Raw genomic sequence first — 26,468 nt, forward strand, 5'->3', positions numbered from 1 at the left:
GCATTCATTTCTGTATTCGTACGGAAGCCGGTCAGGTGTCGGTGCTAGCTGCCCGTGTGGGCGGATTCCGGGGCCTTCGCGGCTTTGTTCCGCCGGACCCAAATGCCCAGGAGGAGGACAGCGCCCACCATGATGGGGGCGGAGAAGAGCAGGATCCCGTGGTCGCCGGAGGGGTCGTACACCTCTGGGCGGGGCCACGAAAGGTTGATGACCATCACCGCGCCGTAGAGCACGGCCAGGATGTTGACGGGGAGGCCCCACGCGCCCAGCGAGAACAGTCCTGCAGGCATGGTCTGGCCCGCCCGGTCCCAGTCCCCCCGCAAACGGCTGAGCAGCTGGGGGACGGTCACCATCAGGTACGCCAGGTACACCATCACGATGCAGACGCTGCAAAGGGTGGTGAAGAGTGCGGAGTTCCCGATGTTGATGGCGAGGATGCCCACGGCCAGAGCGCCGATCACGATGGAGGGCCACATCGGCGTGCCGCGCTGAGGGTGGACTTTCGCGAGCATGGCCGAGGCAGGAAGCTTGCCATCGCGGGCCATGGAGAACACCAGCCGTGAACCGGCCGTCTGGATGGCCAGGGTGCAGACAAAGATGGCGATGGCCACGTCCACCAGCAGAACCTTGCCCCAGAACGTGCCAAGAACTGCTGTCAGCACGTAGGGCAGTCCCTCGGTGGCGAGCCTGCCGTCGTCGAGGCTTGGCGCTGCCATCAGGGCCGCGATGATCATGAGCCCGCCGCCAATGCCCGAGATGATCAAGGCCGAGAGGATGGTGCGCGGAGCCGTCTTGCGTGGGTTTTTGGTCTCCTCCGACAGTTCGCCGGCGGAGTTGAATCCCACCATGACGTAGGCGGCCATCAGGCCGGAGACCAGGAACGCGCCCACGGCACCAAGGTCCGAGGTTGTGACGACGCTGACGTCTGCCACCACCCCAGGGCCGCGCTGTGCCGCCGAAAACAAGGCGAGGATGACTGCGGCGACGCCCACAATTTCGCAGGTGACGCCGATGGAGTTGACGTGGGACATGAGCTTCACGCCCAGGCAATTGATCACGGTAGTGAGCACCAGAAGGGCGGCGCCGAGGATGACTGCATTGGCTGCCCCTGACGGGGAAGTCAGCGCTGGATCACCGCCTACCAGTTGGAATCCCTCCCACAACTGGGGAAGTACCACCTGAAGCGCGATGGCGGCGGCAGCAGCGGTGATCACTTGGGCGATTGCCATGAACCATCCGGCGAACCAGCCCACTACTTCGCCGCCCATGCGGCGCGCCCACTGATAGACAGCGCCGGAAAGCGGGTACCTGGCCGCTAGTTCAGCGAAGTTCAGTGCCACAAGGAGCTGCCCGATCAGTACGACGGGCCAGGTCCAGAAGAACGCCGGGCCCGCGAAGGAGTAGCCGAATGCGAAGAGCTGAAAGATGGTGGTGAGGATGGAGACGAACGAAAAACCTGCGGCGAACGACGCGTAGCGGCCCAGCTTGCGGTGCAGTGTTGGCTGGTAGCCAAGTGCCGTCAGGTCTGCTTCATCGGTGCGGTGAGCCGCCGTCGAAAGGGTGGAAGTCATCGGGTTTCTCCGTGTCTGGAACGGGATGTGGGACCAGCCGGAAAGGTTTATGACTACCAGGCCGGAATAACGGTCAATTGATAGTTTTCCAGCGCGGTGTCCCCGCGACGTTTCACCGATGTAAAGCCTTGGTTACCGCGCATTTCAAGGACGTAAAGGAAAGCTCACGGGCGCGGCAGCAAGCCGTTAAGGGCCTCTTTGCTCCTGACGCGATGCAAGAATGAAGGGGTGACTACAGTCGGACCGGGACGCCCCCGCAAGCAGCAAGCGGTACGCCCGGGAGCCACTGCCCGAGACGAAATTCTGGACGCGGCAGCCGAGCTTTTCACGGGCCAGGGATTCGCGAACACGTCCACGCGGGCCATTGCTGACGCCGTCGGAATCCGGCAATCATCGCTGTATCACCACTTCTCAACCAAGGACGAGATCTTGGGCGAGCTCCTTGGCGGGACCGTATCCACCAGTCTGGCGTTCGCGAGGGCGGTGCACGATGACTCCGAAGCAGCCGCGACGGGTCTGGCTGCCGCCGCGGCGCGATTGCATGCCGTGGTGCTGTTCGACGGCTCGCAGCTTTGCAGCTCCCGGTGGAACCTCGGGGTGCTTTACCACCTTCCAGAGGCGCGGGCGGAGATCTTCGAACCTTTTATGGCAGCGCGAAAAGAGCTCCGGAATATCTACGAAGACCTGGGGCGTGACGTGACTGCGGCCTCCGGCGCAGACGCCGATCCAGGCCTCGGCGATACCGCGTTCCGGTTGGTCGAGTCGCTGATCAACCTCCGCGCGGACGGACTCATGTCAAAAGACTCGGCTGCCACCACGGCCGATACGGTCCTGATCCTTGGAGGGCTGAGGAAGGAGCTGCCGGAGCTCAGGTCAGCCAGTGGTGAGCTCATCCGCAGGTTCGGAGCGTCGCCGGACACGCGTCCGGTCTCGAGGAAGAGCGCCTAGTAATCCACCTGCCGCTTCAGCTTGTTCCCGAGCCACAGCATCGCCAGGCTCACCACGAGGAAGCCAACTGAGATCGCGAGGGCAAAGACGATGACGCCTCCCCAGCCGCCGGCGCGTGCGGGGTCGATGAACCAGTACGGGTACCAGTTGACGATTCCACCACGGACCAGGCTGTAGACCAGATAGAGGATGGGGTAGATCAGCCAGTACCAGATGTGGCCCAGCTTGAGAGTGGCCCGCGGAGGCTGGAAGAGCCAGTCCACCACCATCACGACCGGAGCCAGGTAGTGCACCACGAAGTTCACCCACGGCAGCAGCGCGCCAAGGTCCTCACCGGCCAGGAGCGCGCCAAAGACGATTCCCACCACGGCCATGGCGATGGTGGCTGAGCCTCGAGTGACGTCGTCGATTTCGCTGGGTCGTTTGCGGATGAGGACCCGGTAGCCGCTGATGAGAAGCACCACGGCAGCAAAGAGGTTGGACAGGTTGGTGAAGTAGCTAAAGAAGTTCACGGGGTTGTAGCCCATGCCCAAATGAACCGTTAGCTGCGTTCCCACCGCCACCAGGATCAAAAGGCCAAAGAAAAAGCGTCCCCCAATAAGCACAGTTCTCTTGGTCATGGGTCCAATCCTTGCCGAAGCCGCAGCCCAGAAGGCATTCGACACTCCGGGACCGGCTCTGCGATCCTTCGCCCGGGCTAGGTGATCAGGAGTTCGAGTGCCTCGGCCAAATGGCCGACTTCCCTAACCGAGAAGCCGTCCGGGATCACGCCCGCACCGGCGGGGCTCGCCGGAACAATCGCGTGGGTGAAGCCGAGCCGGTGGGCTTCCTGGATTCGCTGGTTGATTCCCGGAACAGGGCGGACCTCGCCTGCCAGACCGACCTCGCCGAAGGCAATGAGCCGCTGGGGGAGAGCCTTACGGGACTTGGCAGAAGCCACAGCCAATGCAACCGCGAGATCGGTAGCCGGCTCGGTGAGCTTCACGCCGCCCACGGTCGCCACATACGAATCGTCTTTGTGCAGCATGCAACCAGCACGCTGCTGAAGCACCGCGAGCAGCATGGCCACACGGGAACTCTCGAGCCCGCTGGTGGCACGGCGTGGTTGCGAATTGGCGCTCTCGGCAAGAAGTGATTGAACTTCAGCCAGCAGCGGTCTGCGACCCTCCATGGTCACCGTGATGCAGGTCCCCGAAACGGGCTCCCGCGTGCGCGAAACGAACAGGCCGCTGGGATCAGCCAGTCCCTCAATGCCCGCCTCATTCAGGTCGAAACATCCGACGTCGTCGGTAGCGCCATAGCGGTTTTTGACGGCCCGAAGCAGCCGGAGCCGGGAGTGGCGCTCGCCTTCGAACTGGCATACAACATCCACCAGGTGTTCCAGCAACCGCGGCCCTGCGATGGTGCCTTCCTTGGTCACGTGCCCTACCAGCAGCGTGGTCATGTTGCGCCGTTTGGCCGCAGAAATGATGGACGCGGCAACCTCGCGCACCTGGGAGACGCCGCCGGCGCTGCCCTCGACATCGGCACTGCTCAGCGTCTGCACGGAGTCGACTATGAGCAGCTTGGGTTCCAGCTTCTCTACTTGTCCAAGCGCTTGTCCCAGATCAGTCTCCGCCGACAGATAGAGGGTATGGGCGACGGCGTCGATCCGCTCCGCGCGCAGCTTCACCTGCGCCGCGGACTCCTCGCCGGTGATGTACAAGACATCCTGCCCGGTCCGCGCGAACTTTGCCGCGACGTCCAAAAGCAGCGTGGACTTCCCGACGCCGGGCTCCCCAGCGAGCAGGATGACGGCGCCGGGCACGAGTCCTCCACCCAGGACGCGGTCGAGCTCGTCCACGCCTGTTGGCAGGAAAGCGGCAGTAGTTCCGTCAATCTCGGCAATTCGGCGGGCCGGCTCCAGAACGGTAGCGGCCGCCGTCGTACGGGCTACCGTGGCGCCGTACTCTTCTACGGTTCCCCACGCCTGGCACTCGCCGCAGCGGCCCACCCACTTGATGGCTGTCCAGCCGCATTCGGCGCACTTGTAAGCGGGAGTCTTGGATGCGCGGGAGGTCTTGGAAGCCATGGGTTCAACGTTAGTCGGGGGCGCCGACAGTATTAGGCCACACGGGGTCGAGTTGGCACTTAACCCCGATGTTCTCGAGCAACATGGGGGTTAACTGCCGTCTCGGCGGGGTGTCCCATGCTTGGCAGCGTCTACGAACACCGCCACCCCGGTGATTCCAATGGCCAAGCCCAAGGAGGCAACCACATCAGTGAGCCAGTGGTACCCGAGGTACAGGCGGCTGTAGGCGACCAGCAATGTGAAGACCAGGGCCCCCATAAAGCCGAATACCGACGTCGTGCGCGTTCCCGAACGGGAGAGGAGCAGATAGGCGAGGACAAAAACGAAGACGACCGCCCCCAGAACGTGTCCGGAGGGAAAAGACAAGGCGTCGTCGGGGCCGAGCAGGAAATCGGACGACGGCGGGCGGGAGCGCCCGACGTCATGCTTGACGACCGTGGACAACACAACGGCCAGCACCATGGCGCCCATGAGTACGGCCGGGCGCCACAGTTCCTTCTTCCATACTGCCCACATGACCGCCACTGTCACGCCAATCACGGACATCCAGGTCGGCGCCGTCACGGTGGTTACAGCCGTCAGGAGGCCGGTGAGGACTGGGCCGCGCGAATCGACCATGAGGCTGTGGACGGTTCCGTCCAGGGCGGCCAATCCGGAGTCGGACAGCACGGCCGCGAACATGAGCCAGAAGATGGCATCGCCGGCGACCAGCAGCACGGCAGCCCCCAGAAACAGCGGCCGCTGCCGGAAACGCAGCGCGGGCGCTGCCCGGAGGCGCGAAGTAAGGGCAGGGATCATCCGACTATCCTGCCAAACGTGAATGGGACTTCGCTGGGAAGGCCCGCGAGATGGCAGGGCTCACCCATGCCAGGCCGTGGGATGGGTGTGAAACGCGAACTACAGAGGCGGCAGAACTGCGCGTGCTTCGTCGGAATCCAGCCCGCTCGCCTCCAGCAGGTCAACCATGAGCGGCCTGAACAGCATGACCACGGTCTCGCCCTCCAGCTTCTGAACGTCGAGCATCTTGGGGTGCAGCCGGGACGCGATCATGCTGAGTTCGTTGCGCGCGTGCCGTAAATGGACGCGGCGGGCGCCTTCGCTTTGTTCGGACAGGCCGATGGTGAGCTCGTCGATGGCAGCCGCAGTTTCCTGCAGGACCTCGGAGATGCTGTCGATCGCTTCGTCGGACAAAGCGGCGTGGTTGATGGCACTCGTCAGGCGGCGCGCGAAAACCCGGCTGTTACGCAGTGCCAGGTCGATGTACTCCAACGAATGTTCCAGGCTGGCCAGTTCGTCGCGGTGCCTCCGGTGGGCAGGAGCCAAAGTCGCCACTTCGCCCGACGCCCGCAGGGTCTGCCGCATCCGGTCCACCAGAGGTTGGCAGTTGCGCCCCCGGATCAGGGCGTGCCACGCAGCGGTCGAGTCACTGTCCACCAACGCCTTGGCACACTCACGCAGCACCTCGGCAAGCTCATGGAGGATCTTCTCGATGTCCTTCCTGGGCTCCCGTCGCGGATCCTTCGGCACCAGAACGGTGACCAGGAGGGCGAACACTCCACCGATCACCGCATCCAAACTTCGCGTAAACGGCCCTCCGGCCGGAGCAGGAAGCAACACCACCAGCAGGGACTGCAGCCCCAGTTGGGTGGTGAAAATGGTGCCGCTGTCCAGGAACCTGGCCAGGAGGATCGAGAAGAGAAGAACGACGGCGGCCTGCAGGATCCCGGCGCCCAGCCAGTGGAGCAGCAGGTCGCCAACCACAATGCCGAGTGTGCAGCCCAGGCCGACCTCAATGACGCGGCGTAAACGGGGATCGCGGGAGAACCCAAGTGCGATCAGCGATGACGTTGCTGCAAAGAGGGGGCCCTGATGACCCAGGACAAATTCGGCGAAGGCGTAGGCACCCACGGCGCACACTGTCATCTGGATGGCAGGAACCAGTGAGTTTCGGCTGCGGACCAGCCCGGTGCGGACTCGGGCACGCAGGAATCTCTTGCTTGCGGAAAATCCCTTCGCGGCAGCCATGCCTTCCAGTCTATTTGGCTGGACACCCCCAAAGACGGCAACCGTGGTGCGGCTCAAGGTGCGACGCGCCACATAACCCAATGGTCCGCCGTCGTTCACTTTCCGTTCACCTTCAACAGCAGGTCCCGTTACCTGCGCTACTTACCTTCAGTAAAGGCACAAAAGGTCCATAGCTCACGCACGCCGAAATCTCCGTTCGGTTCGCATCAGAGAATCCCTGGAAGGGGCACATCCAAGTGAAGGCAACTCACTTCGGCCGCAAGGCGGCAATCGCGGTCATCGCAGCAGGCGCACTCGCGCTCACCGCTTGCGGTTCCGACAACGCTACGGGCACCCCGGCTGGCACGCAGTCGGCAGCATCGGGCACCAAGGTCACCGGCACGCTGACCGGCATCGGCGCCTCCTCCACCGGCGCAGCCATGGACGCGTGGAAGGCCGGATTCGCCTCCGCCAACCAGGGCGCAACCGTGCAGTACTCCCCGGACGGTTCCGGCGCAGGCCGCAAGGCCATCATCGACGGCTCGGCACAGTTCGCCGGCTCCGACGCTTACCTGAAGGACGAGGAGCTTGAGAGCTCCAAGGCCAAGTGCGGTGCCGATGGCGCCATCAACATCCCGGTCTACATCTCCCCGATCGCGGTCGCCTTCAACCTTCCTGACATCAAGGACCTGAAGCTTGACGCCGCAACGGTCGCCAAGATCTTCCGTGGCGAAATTGCCAACTGGAATGACCCCGCAATCGCAGCCCTGAACGCCGGTGTCACCCTGCCGGACCTCAAGGTCACCCCGGTGAACCGCTCCGACGACTCCGGCACCACCACCAACTTCACCGACTACCTGGCAGCTGCTGCTCCCGAGGTTTGGACCGACAAGGCTGCCGGCGTTTGGCCCGCCAGCCTGAAGGGTGAGAACGCCAAGGGCACCTCCGGCGTCGTCAAGACCGTCACCGACACCCCCGGTGCCGTGACCTACGCTGATGACTCCGCAGTTTCCGGCACGCTGGGCACCGCGTCCATCAAGGTCGGCGAGGAATTCGTCAAGATCTCCGCCGACGCTGCTGCCAAGGCTGTTGAAGCCGGCAAGGCCGTTGACGGCCGCGCTGCCAACGATGTCGCCATCAAGCTGGACCGCAAGACCACAGTTTCAGGCGCATACCCGGTGGTCCTGGTTTCCTACCACGTGGTCTGCACCACCTACGAAACCAAGGAAGTTGCTGACCTGGTCAAGGCTTTCGAAACCTATGTAGTCTCCGACGCCGGTCAGACCGCCGCTGCTGACGCCGCAAAGTCCGCACCGCTCTCCAAGACGCTGCAGGACAAGGCCAAGGCCGCCATCGAAACCATCAAGGCCAAGGCCTAAGACTTCGCTGGCGGGTTGCCTGAACCCGGCTGAACACTGAAGTTCCCTGTCCCGTGCGGAGTGGCTAAAGAGCCATCCGGCGGGGCAGGGAACTTAGCCATGTAAGACCAGTTCACAGAGACTGAAGGATCGTGAAGTGACCACCAACTCCCTGACAACCTCCCAAGGCGCCGGTCGCGCCGGGGACAAGGTTTTCTCCGGGGCCGCAATGGCCGCAGGGTGCCTGATTCTGGCGGTTCTCTTCGGAGTCGCCCTGTTCCTTGTAGTGCAGTCGATTCCTGCGCTCGTGGCCCCGCCTGAGAACATCCAGGGCGGCCACGGCTTCTTCGCCTACATCGCCCCGATCGTCGTCGGTACCCTGATTGCCGCTGTGATCGCCCTCGTTATCGCCACCCCCGTGGCTATCGGCGTGGCACTGTTCATCTCCCACTACGCTCCGCGCCGCCTGGCTTCGGGGCTTGGCTACGTTGTGGACCTGCTCGCCGCCATTCCGTCGGTTGTGTACGGCGCCTGGGGTGCCGCGTTCCTGGCCAAGGAAATTTCCCCCGCCTACGACTGGCTGGCCAACAACATGGGCTGGCTGCCGATCTTCCAAGGTCCGGCATCGGCCACCGGCAAGACCATCCTGACCGCCGGCATCGTCCTGTCCGTCATGGTCCTGCCCATCATCACGTCCCTGTCCCGCGAAATCTTCCTGCAGACCCCCAAGCTGCACGAGGAAGCAGCGCTTGCCCTCGGCGCCACCCGCTGGGAAATGATCCGCATGGCCGTGCTGCCGTTCGGTCGCCCGGGCATTGTCAGTGCCGTAATGCTGGGCCTGGGACGTGCGCTCGGCGAGACCATGGCTGTAGCGCTGGTGCTCTCCTCCGGTGTGCTGACCGCGAGCCTGATCCAGTCCGGCAACCAGACGATCGCCGCCGAAATTGCCCTGAACTTCCCGGAAGCAAGCGGCGTCAAGGTCAACACGTTGATCGCCGCCGGCCTGGTGCTGTTCGTGATCACCCTTGGCGTGAACATGATTGCCCGCTGGATCATCACCAAGCACAAAGAATTCTCGGGAGCCAACTAAATGACCGCCACCGTAGTCCGCAAGCGCTCCGCGCTCACCAAGGGCCAACTGCCCAAGTTCGCGCCCTACATCGTCCTGGCAGTTGCACTGATTGTTGGTGCCGCCATCCTGGCGCTCATCGGCTTCAACGCCTTCGGCTGGGGCCTCGTCTCAGCCATCCTGTTCACTGTTGGCCTCACCGCGTGGAGCGCCTCGGTTGAGGGGGCCCGCAAGGCCAAGGACAAACTGGCCACCTGCCTGATCGTCGGCGCCTTCCTGATCGCGCTCCTGCCGCTGATCTCCGTCATCTGGACCGTGCTGGTCAACGGCATCCCCGGCCTGATCACACCCGGCTTCCTCAACACGTCCATGAACGGCGTCACCGGCGCATTCGACAACAAGGCGGTCGAAGAGGGCGGCAAGGTACTGGGTGGCATCTACCACGCACTGCTTGGCACCATCCAAATTACCCTCCTGGCCACCGTCATTTCGGTACCGGTTGGTCTGCTCACGGCCATCTACCTGGTGGAGTATGGCAACGACCGGACGCTGGCCCGCGCCATCACGTTCTTCGTGGATGTGATGACCGGCATTCCGTCCATCGTGGCCGGCCTTTTCGCGGCGGCGTTCTTCTTCGCAGTCGTCGGCCCCGGCACCAAGACCGGTGCGGTAGCCGCCGTCGCGCTTTCCGTCCTGATGATCCCTGTGGTGGTCCGCTCCAGCGAGGAAATGCTCAAGATCGTCCCGAATGAGCTTCGCGAGGCCGCATACGCGCTCGGCGTGCGTAAATGGCGCACCATCGTCAAGGTGGTTATCCCGACGGCGATCTCCGGCATTGCGTCCGGCGTCACCTTGGCGATCGCCCGCGTTATCGGCGAGACCGCGCCGATCCTGGTAACCGCCGGCTTCGCCACCACCATCAACAACAACGTGTTCGGCGGCTGGATGGCCTCACTGCCCACGTTCATCTACACGCAGATCCTCAACCCGACGTCGCCGTCCAATCCTGGTCCCTCGGACCAGCGGGCCTGGGGCGCCGCTCTGGTGCTGATCATCCTGGTGATGCTCCTGAACCTCGGAGCCCGCCTCATTGCCCGTCTGTTCGCACCGAAAACGGGTCGGTAGCCTCTTCGTAGGCGCCGCTACAAACTTCCAAACCCCCCAAGGAATAAGGAACACCATGTCCAAGCGCATCGACGTCAAAGACTTGAATGTCTACTACGGCAGCTTCCTGGCCGTCGAGGACGTCAACATCAACATTGAAGCCAAGTCCGTGACTGCCTTCATCGGCCCGTCCGGCTGTGGTAAGTCCACCTTCCTCCGCACGCTGAACCGCATGCACGAGGTCCTTCCCGGCGCCCGCGTGGAAGGCGAAGTCCTGCTGGACGGCGACAACCTCTACGGCGCCGGCGTTGACCCCGTGACCGTGCGCACCCAGATCGGCATGGTTTTCCAGCGCCCCAACCCGTTCCCCACCATGTCCATCCGGGACAACGTGCTGGCCGGCGTGAAGTTGAACAACAAGAAGATCTCCAAGGGCGCGGCCGATGCTCTCGTGGAGAAGTCCCTTCTGGGCGCCAACCTGTGGAACGAGGTCAAGGATCGCCTCGACAAGCCCGGCTCCGGGCTCTCCGGCGGCCAGCAGCAGCGCCTCTGCATCGCCCGGGCCATTGCTGTTGAACCCCAGGTGATCCTCATGGACGAGCCCTGCTCCGCTCTGGACCCCATCTCAACCCTGGCTGTCGAAGACCTCATCAACGAGCTCAAGGACCAGTACACCGTGGTGATCGTGACCCACAACATGCAGCAGGCCGCCCGCGTTTCCGACAAGACCGCGTTCTTCAACATTGCAGGCACCGGCAAGCCCGGCAAGCTCATCGAGTTCGCGGACACCACCACCATCTTCAACAACCCTTCCCAGAAGGCCACCGAAGACTACGTCTCCGGCCGCTTCGGATAAGGATTTACAGGCTCCGGCTTCTTTGGGGGGAGCCGGTTACCACGACGGCGGCCGTTGCCTTGGGGGTACGGCCGCCGTCGCTTTTTTGTGCCCAACCAGGTCGCAATTGTGCGCGTTTTGAGCCGTCAAAACGCGCTCTGCTGCTACTTAGTTGGGTTGGAGTTCCGCGAGCGGCGAGAAAGCCAGTTCAAGGACGAAAGCCACGGCGGCGGTGACCACAGGGGTGACCAGCCAGAACAACAGGATCCGCCGCACCAGGCGACGGTTAGTGGAAGGGAACCGTTGGTTGGTGCCCGCCCCGAGGACCGACGTCGTCAGTGTGTGCGTGGTGGACAGCGGCAGGTGCAGGCCGATAGCACCGATGAAGAGCATCACGGACGTCAGCGTTTGCGCTACGAAACCACGGAGCGGATCCACCCGTATGAGCTTGTGGCCCAACGTGTGCGAGATGCGCCAGCCGCCAAACATGGTGCCCGCCGTCAGCATGATCGCCGTCAGCAGGAGCACCCAGAAAGGGACGTTCCCACCCGTTGTCATCCCCGCTGCCACCAAAGCAAGCACCAGTACGCCCGCAGTGCGCTGACCGTCCTGAAGGCCGTGGCCGAACGCAACAGCCGCCGTCGAAACCGCTTGGGCGCGGCGGAACCGGCTGTTCACGACGTCCGGCTGGGTGTACCGGGCCAACCATGTGACAGGCCAAACCAAGAGGTACGCGCCCACGAACGCAATCACCGGGGAGAGGACCAGCGGTAGCGCCACTTGAGTCAGGAGCACGTTGTCCATCCCGCCCACTGCGTTGCCACCCACCAGCACGCTCGCCGAGCCGGCACCGATCAGGCCACCCACCAGCGAGTTGGTGGACGACAGGGGGATGCCGCGCCACCAAGCGTAGACGCCCCACAGGATGGAGCTCGCGAGGGCCGAAGCCAGCATGGTCAGACCGCTTGTCCCGTGCGGGATGGTGATCCACGACTGCGTAAAAGCGAGCACGAACGTGCCGCTGAGCATCGCGCCGACGAAGTTGAAAATGGCGGCCAGGAGCACTGCGATCGAAGCCGTCAGGGCACGGGTCCGGGTGGAAAGTGCGACGGCGTTGGAGACATCGCGGAAGCCGTTAAGAAACGCGAAACCCGCGGCCAAACCGACCACGAGTACCAGGATTGCTACCGTCACCTCACGATTCCTTGACGATAATGCTGCCTACCTGGGTGGCGATCTTCCGCATGTCCTTTGTGACATCCACGAGCTGGTTGGCGATGTCCCGATGCCGCGCGTACTGCGCTGACTTCATGTCCTTGAGCAACTCGGCCACCCAGATGCGATGCGTCCGTTCAGCCCGCTTGGCGAGTCGGAGTACTTCGATCCAGTAGTCCTCAAGTTCGTCGAGATTCTCGAGTTTCCGCATGGCATCGACGGTGAGTTCGGCCTGGCGGCTAATGATTTCCAGCTGATCGGCCGCGCGTTTGGGCAAGCGTTCCAGTTTGTAGAGAGCAACGAGCTCGCCAGCGGCGTCCAGTTTCTCCATGGCCTCATTGAGGTGGCGCGACAAGGCGTACATGTCCTCGCGGGGGAGCGGGTTCACGAAGCTGGTGCGCATGTGCGTCAGGAGCGCGAAATGAAGGTCCAGGGATTTGGACTCGTGCTCGTGCAATTCTTCGGTAAGCCGTCCATGCTCGCTTGCCTGTGCGCCCAGGATTTCGGAGAGGGTTCCGGTAGCGGCAACAATGACACCGGCCATCTGCGCAAGCAGGATCAGCCCGGCAGGTTCCTGGGGGAAAAGGCGCAGCTTCATGTCGCTTCCGGGCTGGGGACGGATGGGCGGCGGGCAGCTTGACTTGACGCTTCCCGTTTCGGTCCCAACTTTACCGGGTGGACGGCGGCGGCTGCGAAGCGGGGCGACGTAGTTCCGGCCACACTCGGGGCGGCCTGCCCCGGGCTTTCAGGCCGGGTGGGTATCCGGGCATGAAAATGGTGCCGAACCGGATACGCCTCTCGGCGGTAGGCCGCTCGAAGCGGCTATATGTTGAAGCCCGGGGGTTTCGCGGTTCGACACCAGTTTTAGTTTTCTACGTCAGTGGGTCTAAGTCAACATTGACAGTCCGGGCCTGACGTGGGTAGCTTTCGCTCGCTTTCCTGCCTGGTGGTCGCCTAGTCCAGCTCGCCCAAGCGCCATGCGTTGGCCGCGTGCTCAAGGTCTTCGGCGGTCTTGACCAGCTGATGAGAGTTGCGGGTCAGTTTGCTGGCATGGCCCTCGTTGCTGTGGTCTGCTCCGTCGGCCAAGGTTGCCTGGCCGAGCGCAACGACGCGGCAGAACGCTGCGGAACGTTCGAGCGCGACGTCGAAATCGCCGTCGAAGGCGCCGGACAGAATGGCGTCCGCCATGCTCTTCATCTCGTCGGCGCCCGGCGGCTCGGCTGCGCCGGCAACAACGTTGGCAACCTGGGCGGTATCGCGCCCGGCCTTGAAGTACACGGAGATGCGCTCAGGGTTCTGGATTGTCGCGGCGCGAAGCGCATACAGCCGCCACAGCGCGCCGGGAAGGGATCGGGCGGGGCTCTCGGCCCACATTTCAGCGATGGCTTCCAGGCCCTGCTCGTCGGCCAGTTTCACCAGGCGACGCGTGACTTTGGGGTCATCGCTGTCGCGGCCCCGCTTGACGAGGGCTTGGGCCGCAAGGTGAGCAGCCTCGGAGACGCGGGCGGGGTCTGCGCCGCCGGCGAACGGCTCGAAATCGATCGGCGCGAAGGGCTTGGGCTTGTGGTGCCGGTTAGCTCCGCCGTATGCGCGTGGTGCTGGCTGTTCGCTCATGCCCCCACGCTACTCCTGTGCTCAGGTGGGGTCGAGTAACGGTTGCTCGGGCTGGGTTTGTGCTGGTTTGTGTTGGGGGCGTTGCTTCCTGACCTTGTTTGCCGCCGTGGCCGGCGCCGACACGCCGCTGCCGCCGCGCGTCGTCGTCGTCCGTTCGCTCAAAGAAGGTCATGACGCCGCGGGGCTCGTTGCGTTCTTTGGGGCGGCTGAGCTTGCGGTACAGTATTCATGGCTGTTTCTACAGCTGGAGGGGCCTTTAGCTCAGTTGGTAGAGCATCGGACTTTTAATCCGTGGGTCGTGGGTTCGATCCCCACAGGGCCCACCCTCCAAAACCCCCGGAATCACACGGTTCCGGGGGTTTTCTCGTTGTTCGCAACCGTGGAACCCCTCCCCGTGGACAATTCACCGCCGCGTGCCGAGGTGAATTGTCCGGTGGGCGGGGTGTGGCGCGAAGAAGCAGCGGGAGTCGTAGGGCCCGCGGGAAAGGGGTCCCGGCTGGTAGCTCGGGGCCCCGGGACACAGAGCTACGCGATCGCCTGCGTTCCGTCGTGGAAGAGCGGGTACGGGGAGATGGGCGTGACCGTGGCGTGCTGCGGCTCAGGCAAAGTCGCCGGCAGTGTCGCCGGCAGCGTCGACGACGAAGCTGCCGAAACCGGCTTGATCGGCTCCTCGGCAGGGACGATCTCCAGCGCCTCCATATCCAGCAATCGTCGGCTCCCGGTCTCCGCGTCCTGGATCCAGAAGACGTCCGTGCCCGCGACGACCTTGAGCACGGTGCCCCGGTGATAGAGGCGTCCGTTGTGCCAGGCCTCTACGGAGTCGCCGGGCTTGAAAGCGTGTGTATCCGCCGCGACTGCAGGCGGCGGTCCGAAAGCCTTGGCCAAGTTCGCGTGCGCCTTGAGCGCTTGGAAGAGGTCCCTGTTTGCGGTGGTCATGTCTGCTCCCCTCGGCTGGCTTCACTGTCCATGGACCCAGCCTTTCGCATTCATGTTGCCGGGGCGTTGCAAGAGGATGTTCGCCGTGTGACGGTTCCCGGGGTCGATCTGCAACGATGTATCCCAAGCAGAATCGAAGGAGCACAACCCATGGCCGTCACCATGAACGACGTCGCGCGCGCGGCCGGGGTTTCGTTGAAGACGGTCTCCAACGTCATCAACAACTACGAGTTCATCCGCCCGGCCACCAAGCAACGGGTATTGGACGCTATCGATGAGCTCGGCTATGAAGCGAACCTGACGGCCCGCAGCCTCCGCTCCGGCAAGACGAGCATGTTGGGCCTTGTCCTGGCCGACCTCTCCATCCCTTATTACGCAGAGCTCGCTTCGGACATCATGAAGGCCGCGTGGGCCCGGGGATACAGGGTCCTGGTGGAGCAGTCCGGCAATGAGGCCCACCACGAACGTGCAGCACTTCAAGGCCAATTCCGCACCTTGACCGACGGGCTCCTCTTCATCCCGCTCGCCCTCGACGCCGACCAGATCATCGACGCCGCCGGCAACAAACCGCTGGTCCTCCTCGGTGAATTCGTGCAGGATCCGCGGTTGGACATGGTCCTTATTAAGAACCACGAGGCCGCGGCCGCCGTCACCACCCACCTGCTGTCAGGCGGCCGCCGTCGTATAGCCGTTCTCGGCGCGCACGACGGCGACACCACGGGAAGCAACGGCCTCCGCCTGAGCGGGTACAGGGCTGCGCTCGCTGCCGCGGGTCTGGCGTACGACCCGGCGCTGGTGTTCGCGTGCGATTGGCGACGAGATGGCGGGGCAGACGGTATCGCGCGGTTGCTCGACAGCGGCGTCGAATTCGATGCTGTTTTCGGACTGAACGACGCCGTTGCGCTGGGCGCCCTGCACGAGCTTTTGGTCCGCGGCAAAAAGGTCCCGGACGAGATCGCGGTGGCCGGGTTCGACGACATCGACGAGGCACGGTTCTCCTCGCCGTCGCTGACGACTGTCGCGCCGGGTCGAGCGGAAATCGCGGAGCGCGCCGTCGAACTCCTCATCGATCGGATCGAATCAAAGGGCAGCGTGCGTGCCGTGCGGCAGCCCGAAGCGGCGTACGCGCTGCGGGTCAGGCAGTCCGCGCCGTAGGGCGTTACTGTCTAAGGATGAACCACTCAGTCCCCGCCGAAATCGTTACGCCCGCCATCATGATCGACATTGATGTTCTGGACCGGAATATCGAGCGAATGGCATCCAGCATGTTGAGCAGGGGACTCAAGCTTCGGCCGCATGTGAAGACGCACAAGACTCTTGAGATCGCGGCCCGGCAGCTCGCAGCAGGAGCGACAGGCCTGACGGTCGCCACCATCGGCGAGGCCGAGGTCTTCGCGGCGGGCGGCGCGAGCGATATCTTCATTGCCTACCCACTGTGGGTCGAGGCGCACCATGCCGACCGACTGCGCAAGCTGGCCGAGACGTGTGCCGTCGCTGTCGGCGTGGACTCGGTGGAGAGCGCCACTTCCATGGGGCAGCACCTTGGCGTTGACGCCGGCACAATCGACGTCCTGATCGAGGTAGACAGCGGACACCACCGCAGCGGCGTGCTGCCGGAAGAAGTCGTGGCAGTGGCCCAGGCGGCGGCAAGCGCGGGGCTTTCCGTGGCCGGCGTTTTCACGTTCCCGGGACACAGCTACAAACCGGGTATGCCAACGGGTGCCGCCCGCAACGAGAACGACGCTTTGGGCCGGGCGGCCGCTGCCCTTTCGGAGGCTGGTTTCGATGTCCGGACCATCAGCGGCGGTTCCACTCCCACTGCCTTGCTGGCCAGCGAAACCGTGGCCACAGAGCTCCGCCCCGGCGTCTATGTCTTCGGCGACGCCCAACAGTTGGAACTCGAGCGGTGCACCTGGGCCGACATCGCCTTGACCGTAGCAGCAACTGTGGTGAGCCGCCACGAAGCTGCTGGCGGGAACGTGCGCCGCGTGGTGGTCGATGCGGGCAGCAAGATCCTTGGCAGCGACCGCCCGGACTGGGCCACCGGCTACGGGCGGCTCCCGGAGTTCCACGAAGCCAGGATCACCGCCCTGTCCGAACACCACGCCACCGTTGTCTGGCCGGATTCGGAAGAGCTTCCCAAACTGGGGCAACGCCTGCGCGTGATCCCCAACCATGTGTGCCTGGCCATGAACCTGGTGGACGAGGTCACAGTGGTGCGGGACGGCGCTGTGGTGGATCGCTGGAACGTGGCGGCCCGGGGACGAAACAACTAACGACGACGGTCCGGCGCCGGAGCTTTTTGGCATTCTCCCGGCGCCGCTGCACCCTCCCCACACACGCGGGAATCTGCCACATTCGGAGCCGTGCAGTTGTTCGACGGACTCCTCCACGCCAGCCCGCTGGTGGTGGGGCATCTTTGCCCTCAGAGGCGGTCTGGCGGTGTCCCGGACCGATTCGCGGCGTTCTACCGCGCCGTGATGCCCGCGCTGCCCGCGCTTAGCCGGATGCCGTATCGGCGCTTCGCCGCGTGGCAGATCAGGAGGCAATCGGACGGCAGCCAAGCAGACCCACGAGCCCCCAACACAGCGGACCGACGGCCAAGCCAGTTAGAGCGCCCGTCAACCAGCTGGAAACGCCCCTGAAACCTCCAGAGCCTACGCTGAGCACAACCCGTTCACGGGGGTCGGTGTTGTGCTCGGTTGGAAATGTCAGACGTTTGGGGCTATAAGAGTAGTAGCGCCCCGACGTCCTCGGCTGTCCCAAGCCTCGAGTGATCTGACGTCCGTCTGCGCAGCACCAAGAATTTGAAGGAGAACTGATGCATCTTTTGCCCCGTGAGCAGGAAAAACTCATGATCGTGGTGGCTGCCGACCTCGCCAGACGCAGGCAGGCGCGCGGGCTCAAGCTGAACTTCCCCGAAGCCGTGGCCATCATCAGCTATGAACTCATCGAAGGCGCCAGAGACGGCAAAACAGTCGCGGAACTCATGAGCTACGGAACCACGCTGCTGCGCCGCGACGACGTGATGGAAGGCGTGCCGGAGATGATCCACGACGTCCAGATCGAAGCCACTTTCCCGGACGGCACCAAACTCGTCACCGTCCACGACCCCATCCGATAGGAGCCCTCCATGATTCCCGGTGAATACAGGCTCCGCCCCGAGCCCATCGTCTGCAACAGCGGCCGCGAGGCGATCGCCGTCGAGGTTGTGAACCGCGGCGACCGTCCCATCCAGATCGGCTCGCACTACCACTTTGCCGAGGCCAATCGCGGCCTGGAGTTCGATCGCGAAGCCGCCTACGGCCGTCGCCTGGACATCCCGGCCGGCACTGCCGCGCGATTCGAACCTGGCGACAGCAAGACTGTCCACCTGGTCGACCTCGCGGGATCCCGTGAAGTTTATGGACTCAGCGACGCCGTGAACGGCCCGCTCGACGGCGGTACTGGCCTTGGCGGCGACGGTCACCCAGGCACTGGCCGCCCGGGTGTCGCTCGGCCGGGCGTTGCAGCAGAAGGATCCAGCGTCGCAGTAGAAGGAGACAACCAGTGAGCTTCGAGATTTCGCGCCGACAGTACGCCGAGCTCTACGGTCCCACCACCGGCGATGCCATCCGTCTGGCGGACACCGGGTTGTTCCTCGAAATTGAGAACGACTACACCGTGTACGGCGAAGAAGTGGTCTTCGGCGGCGGCAAGGTGGTGCGCGACGGCATGGGGCAGAACGGCCAAGTGACACGGGATGAGGACGTCCCCGACACGGTCATTTCCAACGTGATCGTCCTCGACTACACGGGTATCTATAAGGCCGACGTCGCCCTCAAGGATGGGCACATCTTCAAGATCGGCAAGGCCGGCAACCCCCAGATCACCGACGGCGTGGACATCGTGATCGGCGCCAGTACCGAGATGATCGCCGGTGAACGGAAGATCCTCACAGCCGGCGGCATCGATACACACATCCATTACATCTCCCCGGAGCAGGTCCCCACGGCTCTGTGCAACGGCGTCACCACGATGGTGGGCGGCGGCACCGGACCGGCAGAAGGTACCAAAGCCACCACGATTACGCCCGGAAAGTGGCACATCTCCCGGATGCTCCAAGCCGCCGAAGGCCTCCCCATCAACATCGGCATTTTCGGCAAGGGACACGCATCCGCCGTCGAGCCCCTCGCGGAGCAGATCCGCGCAGGTGCAGTCGGGCTTAAAGTCCATGAGGACTGGGGCTCCACGACGTCGTCCATCGACATGTCCCTGCGCGTCGCCGACGAATACGACGTCCAAGTGGCCATCCACACCGACACGCTCAACGAGTGCGGCTTTGTGGAGGACACCATCAAGGCGATCGACGGCCGTGTCATCCACACCTTCCACACTGAAGGCGCCGGTGGCGGGCACGCGCCGGACATCATCAAGATCGCAGGGTTGCCCAACGTGCTCCCGGCCTCGACCAACCCCACGCTGCCGTACACGAAGAACACCATCGAAGAGCACCTGGACATGCTCATGGTCTGCCACCACCTCAACCCGGACATCCCGGAAGACGTGGCCTTCGCAGACTCGCGCATCCGAGCCGAAACCATCGCTGCGGAGGACGTCCTTCACGATCTCGGCGTTTTCGCCATCACGTCCTCGGACTCGCAGGCAATGGGCCGGGTAGGTGAAGTAGTCACGCGCACGTGGCAGGTTGCCGACGCCATGAAACGCCAGCGTGGCGTCCTCAAGGACCCGTCCGGAACCCGCCATGGATCGGAGGAGTCCGACAACTTCCGGCTCAAGCGCTACGTGGCCAAATACACCATCAACCCGGCCATCGCGCAGGGCATGGCAGACTCCATCGGCTCAGTCGAAACAGGGAAGTTTGCAGACCTCGTTCTCTGGGACCCGGCGTTCTTCGGAGTAAAGCCGGAGCTGGTGATCAAGGGCGGCCAGATCGCCTACGCACTCATGGGCGACTCCAACGGCTCCATCCCCACCCCGCAGCCGCGCACCATGCGACCCATGTTCGCCACCTACGGGAAGGCACTCCAACAGACGTCCATCACGTTCCTGTCCAAGGCCGCGATCCAGGCCGGGGTTCCCGAAGAGCTCGGACTCGAACGCGTCATCAGGCCAGTCTCCGGCATTCGCCAGCTGAGCAAAGCGGAACTGAAGTTTAACGGCGAAACCCCGGACATCGTGGTGGATCCCGAAACCTACAAGGTGACGGTGGACGGCGTCGAAGCCACCTGCGAACCCTCGGACGTGCTGCCCATGGCGCAGCGCTACTTCCTCTTCTAGATTTCAGGAGACCACTTGATCATCGAAAAGATCCTGGGCAACCTGCACGAACTGCCCAACGCCGCCGATTACGCCGGCCACCACAAGGAAAAAGTCGTGCTCCCCAGCGCCCTCCTCGTCAAACGCATCCAACGCGTCACCACCGACCACGGCAAGGAACTCGGCATCCGACTCCCCGCCGGATCCGGCGACCTGCGCGACGGCGACATCCTGGCCGTCGACGACGCCAACCTCATCGTCATCTCCGTGCTGCCCACCGACGTCCTGGTGATCGCGCCGCGGAGCATCCACGAAATGGGTGTGGTGGCACACTCGCTCGGCAACCGGCATTTGCAGGCGCAATTCTTTGACGTCTCGTCCGACTATGCAGCCGAAGTCATGGTGTGCCAGTACGACCACACCGTGGAGGACTACCTCAAGCACGTCGGCGTCCCCTACGACAGGCAAGAACGGGTCATGCCGGTGCCATTTCGCCATGCTGAGCATTCGCACTAACTACCAGCTGGCTCTACAGCAGTTGACCGACTCTGCGTTGCCTACGGGGGCGTTTGCTCATTCTTTGGGGTTTGAGACCTACATCCACCGCGGGCTTGTGCGTGATGAAATCACCTTCAGCACTTGGCTGCATGCCTTCATTGGCCAGCAGTTGACCTATTCCGATGGGTTGGCTGTGCGGTTCTTGTATGAGGCGGTGGACGTGGGGCTGCTGGATTCTGTTCTTTCCGGGCAGTTGTTGGCTCGGGAGGTGCGGGAGGCTTCGGTGAAGATGGGTGGGCGCCTGTTGGAGATCGGGGCTGAGGTGTTCCCGTCCGAGGAGTTGGATGCCTACCGGGCGTTGGTTCGCGGGGGCGGGGCGTTGGGGCATCAACCTTTGGCTTTTGGCGTCATCGCACGCTCGCTGAAGGTCCCCTTCGAAGAAGCACTCTCTGCCTATTTGTTTGCCACGGTCACTTCGCTGACCCAGAACGCCGTCCGCGCCATCCCGCTCGGCCAAAACGCCGGGCAGCGGGTACTTCGGGCCGCGCACGACGCCGTCGCTGCCGCCGTCGACGTTGTACCCCGCCTCGGGTGGGACGACTTTGGGGCCGTGAGCCCCGGACTTGAAATTTCACAAATGCGGCACGAGCGGCAACGCGCCCGCATGTTCATGAGCTAACCCTTCAGGAGGACACATGTCTGAACCCATCAAAATCGGCGTCGGCGGACCCGTTGGAGCCGGCAAGACCCAGCTGGTGGAGCGCATCACGCGCCACATGAGCGGCGACATCTCCATGGCCGCCATCACCAACGACATCTACACGATCGAAGACGCCAAGATACTGGCCGCCAACGGCATCCTGCCCGAAGACCGGATCATCGGCGTCGAAACCGGCGGCTGCCCGCACACCGCGATCCGCGAAGACACCTCAATGAACACTGCAGCCATCGAAGAGCTCAAGAAACGCCACCCGGATCTGCAGGTGATCTTTGTCGAATCCGGCGGCGACAACCTCTCGGCCACCTTCAGCCCGGAACTCGTCGACTTCTCGATCTACATCATCGACGTTGCCCAAGGCGAAAAGATCCCCCGCAAAGCCGGCCAAGGCATGATCAAGTCCGACCTCTTCATCATCAACAAAACGGACCTGGCACCGTTTGTAGGCGCAGACTTGTCGATCATGGAGCGTGACTCCAAGGAATTCCGAGGCAACAAACCCTTCTGCTTCACCAACCTCAAAACCGACGAAGGGCTGGACGCAGTACTGAACTGGATCCGACGCGACGTCCTGATGCTCGACCTGGCATCATGACCCCACTCACGTCCTCTCTCATCTCTCCTGAGGCGGTGCCCGCTGATGAAAGGGGCCGTGCCCGGGGGCGACTTGAGTTGGGCATCAGCGTGCGGGGTGGGCGGTCCGTTGCTTCTCGGCAGTTCCATGAAGGCGCTTTGAGAGTGTTGCGGCCGCATTACTTGGATCAGAGCGGGCAGGTTTGCTACGTCATGGTCAATCCTGGCGGGGCTTATTTGGGGGCCGATCTGTTCCTCATCGATGTGGAGGTCGAGGCCGGGGCTGATTTGTTGTTGACGACGCAGTCTGCCACCAAGATTTACCGGACCCCAGGCTCGTTCGCTGAGCAGCGGATGTCGATCCGGCTGGGGGAGGGCGCCCGGTTGGAGCTGATGCCAGACCAGCTCATTGCTTATCGGGAGGCCAGCTACCGGCAGAATTCGCACATCAGTCTCCACCCGTCGTCGAGCCTTGTCATGGCCGAAGTCATCACACCGGGCTGGTCGCCGGACGGCGCGTCTTTCAAGTACGAAGAGCTTCGGCTCCGCAACGAAATCCATGTTGTCACCGGCACCGGTTCACAATTGCTGGCGCTCGACAACCTCCTCATCCGGCCGCCGCTCGGCGATGTCACGGGCATGGGGTTCATGGAGGGTTTCAGCCATCTGGGGTCCCTGATTGTTGTGGATCAGAGGGTGGATCAGGAGCTTGCCGATGAGTTGGACCAGTTGACCCGTGACTTGGACGCATTCACGGGTGTTTCATTGACCATCAGCGTGGGCGGGACCACCGGACTCGTGCTGCGGGCGTTGTCGAACAGCACCGAAGAACTTAACCGCTTGTTGGCAGCCTGCACCGGCGTTCTCCGCGCACGCTGGAGCGGGCAGGCGCCCCTGGACCTAAGGAAGTATTAATGACCGCGCTGGCCGAGTTCGCCATGATGTACCGGCAGCGGGAGCATTTGCCCCTCCGGACCAGGCTGCTGTTCACGTTCGGTGCGGTGGCCGCTTTGCACGCTGCCGCCGTGGTGCTCTTGCTTCTTGGATCGGCAGGCGCCGCGCAGCCGCTGGCGCTTGGCCTGGTGGTGACCGCGTATGTTGCCGGCATCAAGCACAGCTACGACTGGGACCACATCGCGGCGATCGACAATTCAGCGCGCAAGTTCGTGGCGCAGCACAAGGATCCGGTCAGTGTGGGGTTCGCGTTCAGCCTGGGCCACAGTTCCGTGGTGATCCTGGCCGGTTTGTTGGTGGTGGCGGGCGCGACGATGATCGGGCAGTTCATGGAGGACGGCACCACCGGCAACAAGGTCCTGGGTTTGATTGGCAGTGGCGTGTCCGGGCTGTTCCTGCTGGCGATGGGCTTGTTCAACGGCTCCGCCTTTGTTCGCGCCACCCGGGTGTACCGGAGTGTTCAGGCTGGCGGGGAGGTTCGCGAGGACGACCTGGAAGCCAAAGGATTTGTTGCCCGGCTGCTGGCAAAGCCGCTCGCCAAGGTGGAGCGGCCACGGAACATCTACGTGATCGGCTTCCTGTTCGGACTGGGATTCGACACCGCCACCACCATAGGGCTGTTGGTCATCACCACCACGGCGTCACTTGCCGGGGTCTCGCCATTCGCCTTGATGGCCCTCCCTCTCGCGTTCACCGCGGCCATGACTCTGTGCGATTCCGTCAATGGGGTGGCCATGATGAAGATGTACAAGACGGCCATCAACAATCCGCAGCGCAAACTCGGCTTCAATGCGGTGATCACCGGCATTTCGGCGGTTTCGGCGTTGTTCATCTCAGTGATCACGCTGGGCGGATTCGTTAATGCCGCGTTTGGGCTTGAAGATCCGCTGACTGCCTGGCTTGGCGGGATCGACCTCGGCGATGCCGGCCTCATCCTCGTGGGGCTGTTCGTGCTGGTGTGGGCCGTGTCCGCGTGGCGGTCTAGGACACCGCCACAGCGTTGAAGAGCTCGTTCGTGTCCACACCAAGGTCAGGGGTGTCCAGCACGTTCGTCAGGAACACGACACAGCGGTCCTGTTCCGGGAACATCCACCATTCCGTGCCCGACCACCCCGGGTGGCCGTAAATGCCCTTGGCCAGGAGCTCGGATTCGTTGGCCGGCATCTGAAAGCCCAAGCCGGTATGGCGCAGGGGAGCGGGCCGGGTGGTGATGTGGGAAAGCCCCGTGGTGCGGAGCCGGCGCATGGCCGCGAGGGTTGCCGGCTGCACCGCCTTGCCTGAGTTGCGAAGCAGCTCCGAGCCCAGGTTGAGCAGGTCCGCAGCTGTGCCGAAGAGTCCGGCTCCGGGATGCCTCTTTTGGTACATACCCTGGACGTTGAGGCCCTCCTCGTCGGTGCGATGGACAGCGTGCGGGTTGCACGCTGTGTCGAACGTGAGGCCCTGGGCACCTGTGTCCGCGGTCAGGGACAGGAGTTGCTCCTCGAACGGGCGTCCGTCGGCCCACTCGGCCATGGCTGCAGCACCCTCAAAGGCGATGTTGGAGTACTGGACCAACCTTCCCGCATAAAACGACTGACCCGCAGAGGTGAGGTCATCGCGGAGGGAGGTGCCGCCGTCGAGGGCCGGGTCTGTGATGCCGGCGCGGTGACTCAACAGGTGTTCGAGGGTCACAGTGTCTGTGCGACCGGCGCCGAAGCCGGTCAGTGCTTCGGTCAACGACGCGCCCAGTGAAAGTTTCCCCAGCTCAACCTGCCGCATGACGGTCAGCGAGCTGATGGGTTTCGAGACGGAGAACAGGGCAAAGTGGTCGTCGGCCGTTGCCTGCCTGCCGCCGTCGGTCCCGAACGCCACCACATCCTCGATGCCTTTGCTGGAAGCCACACCCAGGACCGCCACCGGCACACGCCCCAGGTCCACCTGCTTTCGGGCCCAGTCTGCCGCTGGTCCTGTTTCCACCATGGTTCTTCCACGCTCTCGCTCGGGGTTCGGTGACTCGAATATATCCGGACGCGACGATTTTCTGCTGGACCCTTCGCAGGGCGAGGGCTCTGACCGCGCCCCCACAGGCCCCTGCGGAAGGGGAAGATCCAGCAAAATTACTTTCCGCCGCGCGTAACCATTGGGCCCGGGCCGGAAACTATACAAATATCCTGCAGTTCAGGACACTACTTATCAGGGGGAAATCGTGCTTTCCGAGCGCGAACTGGCGTTCATCGCCATTCACAAAGACAGCTATCCATCCGTTTTCAGGTTCGTTCGCCGGCGGGTCGAATCAGCGGAGATGGCCGAAGAAATCGCGGCCGACGTTTTCCGCGTTGTATGGCAAAAATGGGCGGAGGAGTCGCTTCCGGATATCGCCTACCTGTTGACCATTGCGCGCAACCTCGTGGGGAACGCGTACCGGAGCCGCGACCGGCAGCAGGCGCTGCAGGAAAAACTGCGGACGACGGCGGTGCAGCGTTTCGGCGATGACTCCGAGAACGTCGTGGTCCAGGATGCCATGGCCCGCCTGCGCGTTCAGGATCGGGACATCCTTCAGCTGGCGTATTGGGACGGCTTGGGCGGTCCCGAGATTGCGCGAGTGCTCAAGTGCAGTGAAGCCGCAGCCAAGGTCAGGCTGCACCGTGCCCGTGCGGCGTTCCGGAAACAGCTGCCTGCGGGTGCCGAAACGACTACACACAAGATGGGAGTCTGAGATGGATCCGATCAAGAGCCAGATTTCCGCGATCGACCCTCTGAACAACGATCCGGAGGCTGAGATCAACGGGGCAGAGGCCCTAAGCCGTATGTTGTCCGGTCCGCGGGTCTTCAGCGACACTTTGCCCGCGGGCGTGGCGTCACTCGAAGGACGCAGGAGCCGCAAGGTACGGATTGCCGGCGGACTCCTTCTGGGAGCAGCGGCGGTGACTGCCGGTGTCCTCGTGGCCGCCAACTTCGGTCCTGTATCTTCCACGCCTGCGCCGGCGGTCACTGTGACGACGCCGGAGGCGACACCTACTCCGAGCGTCTCTGTCACGCCTTCGCCAACTGCAACGCCAACTGCGACTCCGACGCCGGACGCCAGCCAGGTGCCGACCCCCACCGCACCAGCTGCGATCACCACTGCACCCGTGGCGCCGCCGCCTGTTCCGGTTGCCACAGCGCAGACGTTCACGTTCCCTGATGGGCACGTCTCGTTCAGGTACCCCGCCGGTTGGACCGTTCGCCCGGAACAAGGTCCTTCCGACGGAGCCACCATTCTGGACAGCACCGGCGCTGAGGTTGCCTTTATGAGCAGCGGTTTCTACGGCGACGGTACTGCCGGGCTGGTGGACCGGACAGTTCTGGACCGTGCCGTGGTTCCTGGAGTAACGGATACAGCAGGGAACCAGGTGGAATTCGGGTTCTCCTTGAACTACATCATGAACATCGACTACAACTCCGGTAGCGGAGGGATGCCCACGGCTAGTGGGCGTTCCGACTCTCCTCCGGTCTACGTCATGGACATCCGGCTGTCCTCCGAGCTTCAATCCGGGCAGACTTCATCCGGCACAAACCAGATCAGGATGCCCAACGGGTTCATGATCGCATACGTGAAATTTGATCTCGACAAGCAGCCCACGTTCGCCACCCCAGAAGCCGCCAAAGCCTGGATGGGTAGCGAACAATACTCACAGCTGAAGGCCATGCTCCTGAGTGTGAGCTACAAGTAACCCATCTGTGTAGCAGCAGTGCGCGTTTTGAGCGCTCAAAACGCGCACT

The 26,468-nt window shown here is 63.4% G+C and carries 27 protein-coding genes and 1 tRNA gene; 18 read left to right on the plus strand and 10 right to left on the minus strand.

Annotated elements, in window-relative coordinates; all coding sequences use genetic code 11:
- Window positions 1-44 precede the first annotated feature (44 nt).
- Window positions 45-1,571, minus strand: coding sequence for an amino acid permease (locus ACIQC5_RS20395; protein WP_400286636.1), 1,527 nt, complete (start codon window positions 1,569-1,571; stop codon window positions 45-47).
- A 228-nt stretch (window positions 1,572-1,799) separates the two neighbouring features.
- Between ACIQC5_RS20395 and ACIQC5_RS20400 the strand changes: the two genes are divergently transcribed.
- Window positions 1,800-2,519, plus strand: a complete 720-nt coding sequence (locus ACIQC5_RS20400) for a TetR/AcrR family transcriptional regulator (RefSeq protein WP_400286639.1) — start codon at window positions 1,800-1,802, stop codon at window positions 2,517-2,519.
- Here the strand turns inward: ACIQC5_RS20400 and ACIQC5_RS20405 are convergent.
- The 4 genes from ACIQC5_RS20405 to ACIQC5_RS20420 form a co-directional block, all read right to left on the minus strand.
- Window positions 2,516-3,139: a Pr6Pr family membrane protein gene (locus tag ACIQC5_RS20405; protein WP_400286642.1), complete on the minus strand. Its 624-nt coding sequence runs from the start codon at window positions 3,137-3,139 to the stop codon at window positions 2,516-2,518. The genes ACIQC5_RS20400 and ACIQC5_RS20405 overlap by 4 nt on opposite strands.
- 77 nt (window positions 3,140-3,216) lie before the next feature.
- Entirely contained in the window at window positions 3,217-4,590 is a 1,374-nt protein-coding gene (radA, locus tag ACIQC5_RS20410; RefSeq protein ID WP_400286645.1) for a DNA repair protein RadA, read from the minus strand.
- A gap of 90 nt (window positions 4,591-4,680) precedes the next feature.
- Window positions 4,681-5,388 (minus strand): phosphatase PAP2 family protein, encoded by a 708-nt coding sequence (locus ACIQC5_RS20415; protein WP_400286648.1) that lies wholly within the window; start codon window positions 5,386-5,388, stop codon window positions 4,681-4,683.
- 99 nt (window positions 5,389-5,487) lie between these two features.
- On the minus strand, window positions 5,488-6,615 hold the full coding sequence (locus ACIQC5_RS20420; RefSeq protein ID WP_400286651.1) for an aromatic acid exporter family protein: 1,128 nt from the start codon (window positions 6,613-6,615) through the stop codon (window positions 5,488-5,490).
- A 236-nt stretch (window positions 6,616-6,851) separates the two neighbouring features.
- On the opposite strand from ACIQC5_RS20420, the gene pstS reads away from it, so the two are divergent.
- The 4 genes from pstS (at window position 6,852) to pstB (ending at window position 10,981) form a co-directional block, all read left to right on the plus strand.
- On the plus strand, window positions 6,852-7,973 hold the full coding sequence (pstS, locus tag ACIQC5_RS20425; protein WP_400286654.1) for a phosphate ABC transporter substrate-binding protein PstS: 1,122 nt from the start codon (window positions 6,852-6,854) through the stop codon (window positions 7,971-7,973).
- A 136-nt stretch (window positions 7,974-8,109) separates the two neighbouring features.
- Window positions 8,110-9,042 carry a phosphate ABC transporter permease subunit PstC gene (pstC, locus tag ACIQC5_RS20430; RefSeq protein WP_400286657.1) on the plus strand — a complete coding sequence of 311 codons (933 nt, stop codon included), beginning with the start codon at window positions 8,110-8,112 and terminating at the stop codon, window positions 9,040-9,042.
- Window positions 9,043-10,146, plus strand: a complete 1,104-nt coding sequence (gene pstA / locus ACIQC5_RS20435) for a phosphate ABC transporter permease PstA (protein WP_400286659.1) — start codon at window positions 9,043-9,045, stop codon at window positions 10,144-10,146. It abuts the gene before it with no gap.
- 55 nt (window positions 10,147-10,201) lie between these two features.
- Complete coding sequence (gene pstB, locus ACIQC5_RS20440) at window positions 10,202-10,981, plus strand: phosphate ABC transporter ATP-binding protein PstB (protein ID WP_400286661.1); 780 nt, start codon at window positions 10,202-10,204, stop codon at window positions 10,979-10,981.
- A gap of 147 nt (window positions 10,982-11,128) precedes the next feature.
- On the opposite strand, the gene ACIQC5_RS20445 is transcribed toward pstB, so the two are convergent.
- The 3 genes from ACIQC5_RS20445 to ACIQC5_RS20455 form a co-directional block, all read right to left on the minus strand.
- A complete protein-coding gene (locus tag ACIQC5_RS20445) occupies window positions 11,129-12,154 on the minus strand; it encodes an anion permease (RefSeq protein WP_400286663.1) in 1,026 nt (341 codons plus the stop codon).
- 1 nt (window position 12,155) lies between these two features.
- On the minus strand, window positions 12,156-12,773 hold the full coding sequence (locus ACIQC5_RS20450) for a DUF47 domain-containing protein (RefSeq protein WP_400286665.1): 618 nt from the start codon (window positions 12,771-12,773) through the stop codon (window positions 12,156-12,158).
- A 356-nt stretch (window positions 12,774-13,129) separates the two neighbouring features.
- Window positions 13,130-13,789 carry a hypothetical protein gene (locus ACIQC5_RS20455; RefSeq protein WP_400286667.1) on the minus strand — a complete coding sequence of 220 codons (660 nt, stop codon included), beginning with the start codon at window positions 13,787-13,789 and terminating at the stop codon, window positions 13,130-13,132.
- Window positions 13,790-14,039: 250 nt separating this feature from the next.
- Between ACIQC5_RS20455 and ACIQC5_RS20460 the strand changes: the two genes are divergently transcribed.
- A tRNA-Lys gene (locus ACIQC5_RS20460) sits at window positions 14,040-14,112 on the plus strand.
- 202 nt (window positions 14,113-14,314) lie between these two features.
- Here ACIQC5_RS20460 and ACIQC5_RS20465 read toward each other — a convergent pair.
- Window positions 14,315-14,725 (minus strand): hypothetical protein, encoded by a 411-nt coding sequence (locus ACIQC5_RS20465; protein ID WP_400286669.1) that lies wholly within the window; start codon window positions 14,723-14,725, stop codon window positions 14,315-14,317.
- Between the two features lie 150 nt (window positions 14,726-14,875).
- Here ACIQC5_RS20465 and ACIQC5_RS20470 point away from each other — a divergent pair, with 150 nt between their 5' ends.
- The 10 genes from ACIQC5_RS20470 (at window position 14,876) to ACIQC5_RS20515 (ending at window position 23,731) form a co-directional block, all read left to right on the plus strand.
- Window positions 14,876-15,880 carry a LacI family DNA-binding transcriptional regulator gene (locus ACIQC5_RS20470; RefSeq protein WP_400286671.1) on the plus strand — a complete coding sequence of 335 codons (1,005 nt, stop codon included), beginning with the start codon at window positions 14,876-14,878 and terminating at the stop codon, window positions 15,878-15,880.
- 17 nt (window positions 15,881-15,897) lie between these two features.
- Window positions 15,898-17,001, plus strand: a complete 1,104-nt coding sequence (locus ACIQC5_RS20475) for a D-TA family PLP-dependent enzyme (protein WP_400286673.1) — start codon at window positions 15,898-15,900, stop codon at window positions 16,999-17,001.
- 545 nt (window positions 17,002-17,546) lie between these two features.
- Complete coding sequence (locus ACIQC5_RS20480) at window positions 17,547-17,849, plus strand: urease subunit gamma (protein ID WP_400286675.1); 303 nt, start codon at window positions 17,547-17,549, stop codon at window positions 17,847-17,849.
- A 9-nt stretch (window positions 17,850-17,858) separates the two neighbouring features.
- Complete coding sequence (locus ACIQC5_RS20485; protein WP_400286677.1) at window positions 17,859-18,278, plus strand: urease subunit beta; 420 nt, start codon at window positions 17,859-17,861, stop codon at window positions 18,276-18,278.
- The gene (gene ureC, locus ACIQC5_RS20490) at window positions 18,275-20,005 is read left to right on the plus strand and encodes an urease subunit alpha (RefSeq protein ID WP_400286679.1); all 1,731 of its coding nucleotides are present in this window, start codon (window positions 18,275-18,277) and stop codon (window positions 20,003-20,005) included. Before ACIQC5_RS20485 ends, ureC begins: the two co-directional genes overlap by 4 nt.
- 15 nt (window positions 20,006-20,020) lie before the next feature.
- On the plus strand, window positions 20,021-20,500 hold the full coding sequence (gene ureE / locus ACIQC5_RS20495; RefSeq protein ID WP_400286681.1) for an urease accessory protein UreE: 480 nt from the start codon (window positions 20,021-20,023) through the stop codon (window positions 20,498-20,500).
- Window positions 20,481-21,161 carry an urease accessory protein UreF gene (locus ACIQC5_RS20500; protein WP_400286683.1) on the plus strand — a complete coding sequence of 227 codons (681 nt, stop codon included), beginning with the start codon at window positions 20,481-20,483 and terminating at the stop codon, window positions 21,159-21,161. Before ureE ends, ACIQC5_RS20500 begins: the two co-directional genes overlap by 20 nt.
- A 16-nt stretch (window positions 21,162-21,177) precedes the next feature.
- Window positions 21,178-21,795, plus strand: a complete 618-nt coding sequence (gene ureG, locus ACIQC5_RS20505) for an urease accessory protein UreG (protein WP_400286685.1) — start codon at window positions 21,178-21,180, stop codon at window positions 21,793-21,795.
- Window positions 21,792-22,688 (plus strand): urease accessory protein UreD, encoded by an 897-nt coding sequence (locus ACIQC5_RS20510; RefSeq protein WP_400286687.1) that lies wholly within the window; start codon window positions 21,792-21,794, stop codon window positions 22,686-22,688. The genes ureG and ACIQC5_RS20510 overlap by 4 nt, the downstream gene beginning before the upstream one ends.
- A complete protein-coding gene (locus tag ACIQC5_RS20515) occupies window positions 22,688-23,731 on the plus strand; it encodes a HoxN/HupN/NixA family nickel/cobalt transporter (protein WP_400286689.1) in 1,044 nt (347 codons plus the stop codon). The genes ACIQC5_RS20510 and ACIQC5_RS20515 overlap by 1 nt, the downstream gene beginning before the upstream one ends.
- Here the strand turns inward: ACIQC5_RS20515 and ACIQC5_RS20520 are convergent.
- The gene (locus ACIQC5_RS20520) at window positions 23,709-24,686 is read right to left on the minus strand and encodes a serine hydrolase domain-containing protein (RefSeq protein WP_400286691.1); all 978 of its coding nucleotides are present in this window, start codon (window positions 24,684-24,686) and stop codon (window positions 23,709-23,711) included. The two genes, ACIQC5_RS20515 and ACIQC5_RS20520, sit on opposite strands and share 23 nt — an antisense overlap.
- A gap of 226 nt (window positions 24,687-24,912) precedes the next feature.
- On the opposite strand from ACIQC5_RS20520, the gene ACIQC5_RS20525 reads away from it, so the two are divergent.
- Window positions 24,913-25,422: an RNA polymerase sigma factor gene (locus tag ACIQC5_RS20525; protein WP_400286693.1), complete on the plus strand. Its 510-nt coding sequence runs from the start codon at window positions 24,913-24,915 to the stop codon at window positions 25,420-25,422.
- 1 nt (window position 25,423) lies between these two features.
- Window positions 25,424-26,419: a hypothetical protein gene (locus ACIQC5_RS20530; RefSeq protein ID WP_400286695.1), complete on the plus strand. Its 996-nt coding sequence runs from the start codon at window positions 25,424-25,426 to the stop codon at window positions 26,417-26,419.
- The last annotated feature ends 49 nt before the right edge of the window (window positions 26,420-26,468 follow it).

The organism is Paenarthrobacter sp. NPDC092416, assembly GCF_044755025.1.
In the GTDB taxonomy this organism is placed as follows: domain Bacteria; phylum Actinomycetota; class Actinomycetes; order Actinomycetales; family Micrococcaceae; genus Arthrobacter.

Coding starts and splice junctions, on each gene's coding strand:
- ACIQC5_RS20395 (WP_400286636.1), bottom strand. CDS start 1,571: ATGACTTCCACCCTTTCGACGGCGGCTCACCGCACCGATGAAGCAGAC.
- ACIQC5_RS20405 (WP_400286642.1), bottom strand. CDS start 3,139: ATGACCAAGAGAACTGTGCTTATTGGGGGACGCTTTTTCTTTGGCCTT.
- radA (WP_400286645.1), bottom strand. CDS start 4,590: ATGGCTTCCAAGACCTCCCGCGCATCCAAGACTCCCGCTTACAAGTGC.
- ACIQC5_RS20415 (WP_400286648.1), bottom strand. CDS start 5,388: ATGATCCCTGCCCTTACTTCGCGCCTCCGGGCAGCGCCCGCGCTGCGT.
- ACIQC5_RS20420 (WP_400286651.1), bottom strand. CDS start 6,615: ATGGCTGCCGCGAAGGGATTTTCCGCAAGCAAGAGATTCCTGCGTGCC.
- pstA (WP_400286659.1), top strand. CDS start 9,043: ATGACCGCCACCGTAGTCCGCAAGCGCTCCGCGCTCACCAAGGGCCAA.
- pstB (WP_400286661.1), top strand. CDS start 10,202: ATGTCCAAGCGCATCGACGTCAAAGACTTGAATGTCTACTACGGCAGC.
- ACIQC5_RS20450 (WP_400286665.1), bottom strand. CDS start 12,773: ATGAAGCTGCGCCTTTTCCCCCAGGAACCTGCCGGGCTGATCCTGCTT.
- ACIQC5_RS20455 (WP_400286667.1), bottom strand. CDS start 13,789: ATGAGCGAACAGCCAGCACCACGCGCATACGGCGGAGCTAACCGGCAC.
- ACIQC5_RS20465 (WP_400286669.1), bottom strand. CDS start 14,725: ATGACCACCGCAAACAGGGACCTCTTCCAAGCGCTCAAGGCGCACGCG.
- ACIQC5_RS20470 (WP_400286671.1), top strand. CDS start 14,876: ATGGCCGTCACCATGAACGACGTCGCGCGCGCGGCCGGGGTTTCGTTG.
- ACIQC5_RS20475 (WP_400286673.1), top strand. CDS start 15,898: ATGAACCACTCAGTCCCCGCCGAAATCGTTACGCCCGCCATCATGATC.
- ACIQC5_RS20480 (WP_400286675.1), top strand. CDS start 17,547: ATGCATCTTTTGCCCCGTGAGCAGGAAAAACTCATGATCGTGGTGGCT.
- ACIQC5_RS20485 (WP_400286677.1), top strand. CDS start 17,859: ATGATTCCCGGTGAATACAGGCTCCGCCCCGAGCCCATCGTCTGCAAC.
- ACIQC5_RS20500 (WP_400286683.1), top strand. CDS start 20,481: ATGCTGAGCATTCGCACTAACTACCAGCTGGCTCTACAGCAGTTGACC.
- ureG (WP_400286685.1), top strand. CDS start 21,178: ATGTCTGAACCCATCAAAATCGGCGTCGGCGGACCCGTTGGAGCCGGC.
- ACIQC5_RS20510 (WP_400286687.1), top strand. CDS start 21,792: ATGACCCCACTCACGTCCTCTCTCATCTCTCCTGAGGCGGTGCCCGCT.
- ACIQC5_RS20515 (WP_400286689.1), top strand. CDS start 22,688: ATGACCGCGCTGGCCGAGTTCGCCATGATGTACCGGCAGCGGGAGCAT.
- ACIQC5_RS20520 (WP_400286691.1), bottom strand. CDS start 24,686: ATGGTGGAAACAGGACCAGCGGCAGACTGGGCCCGAAAGCAGGTGGAC.
- ACIQC5_RS20530 (WP_400286695.1), top strand. CDS start 25,424: ATGGATCCGATCAAGAGCCAGATTTCCGCGATCGACCCTCTGAACAAC.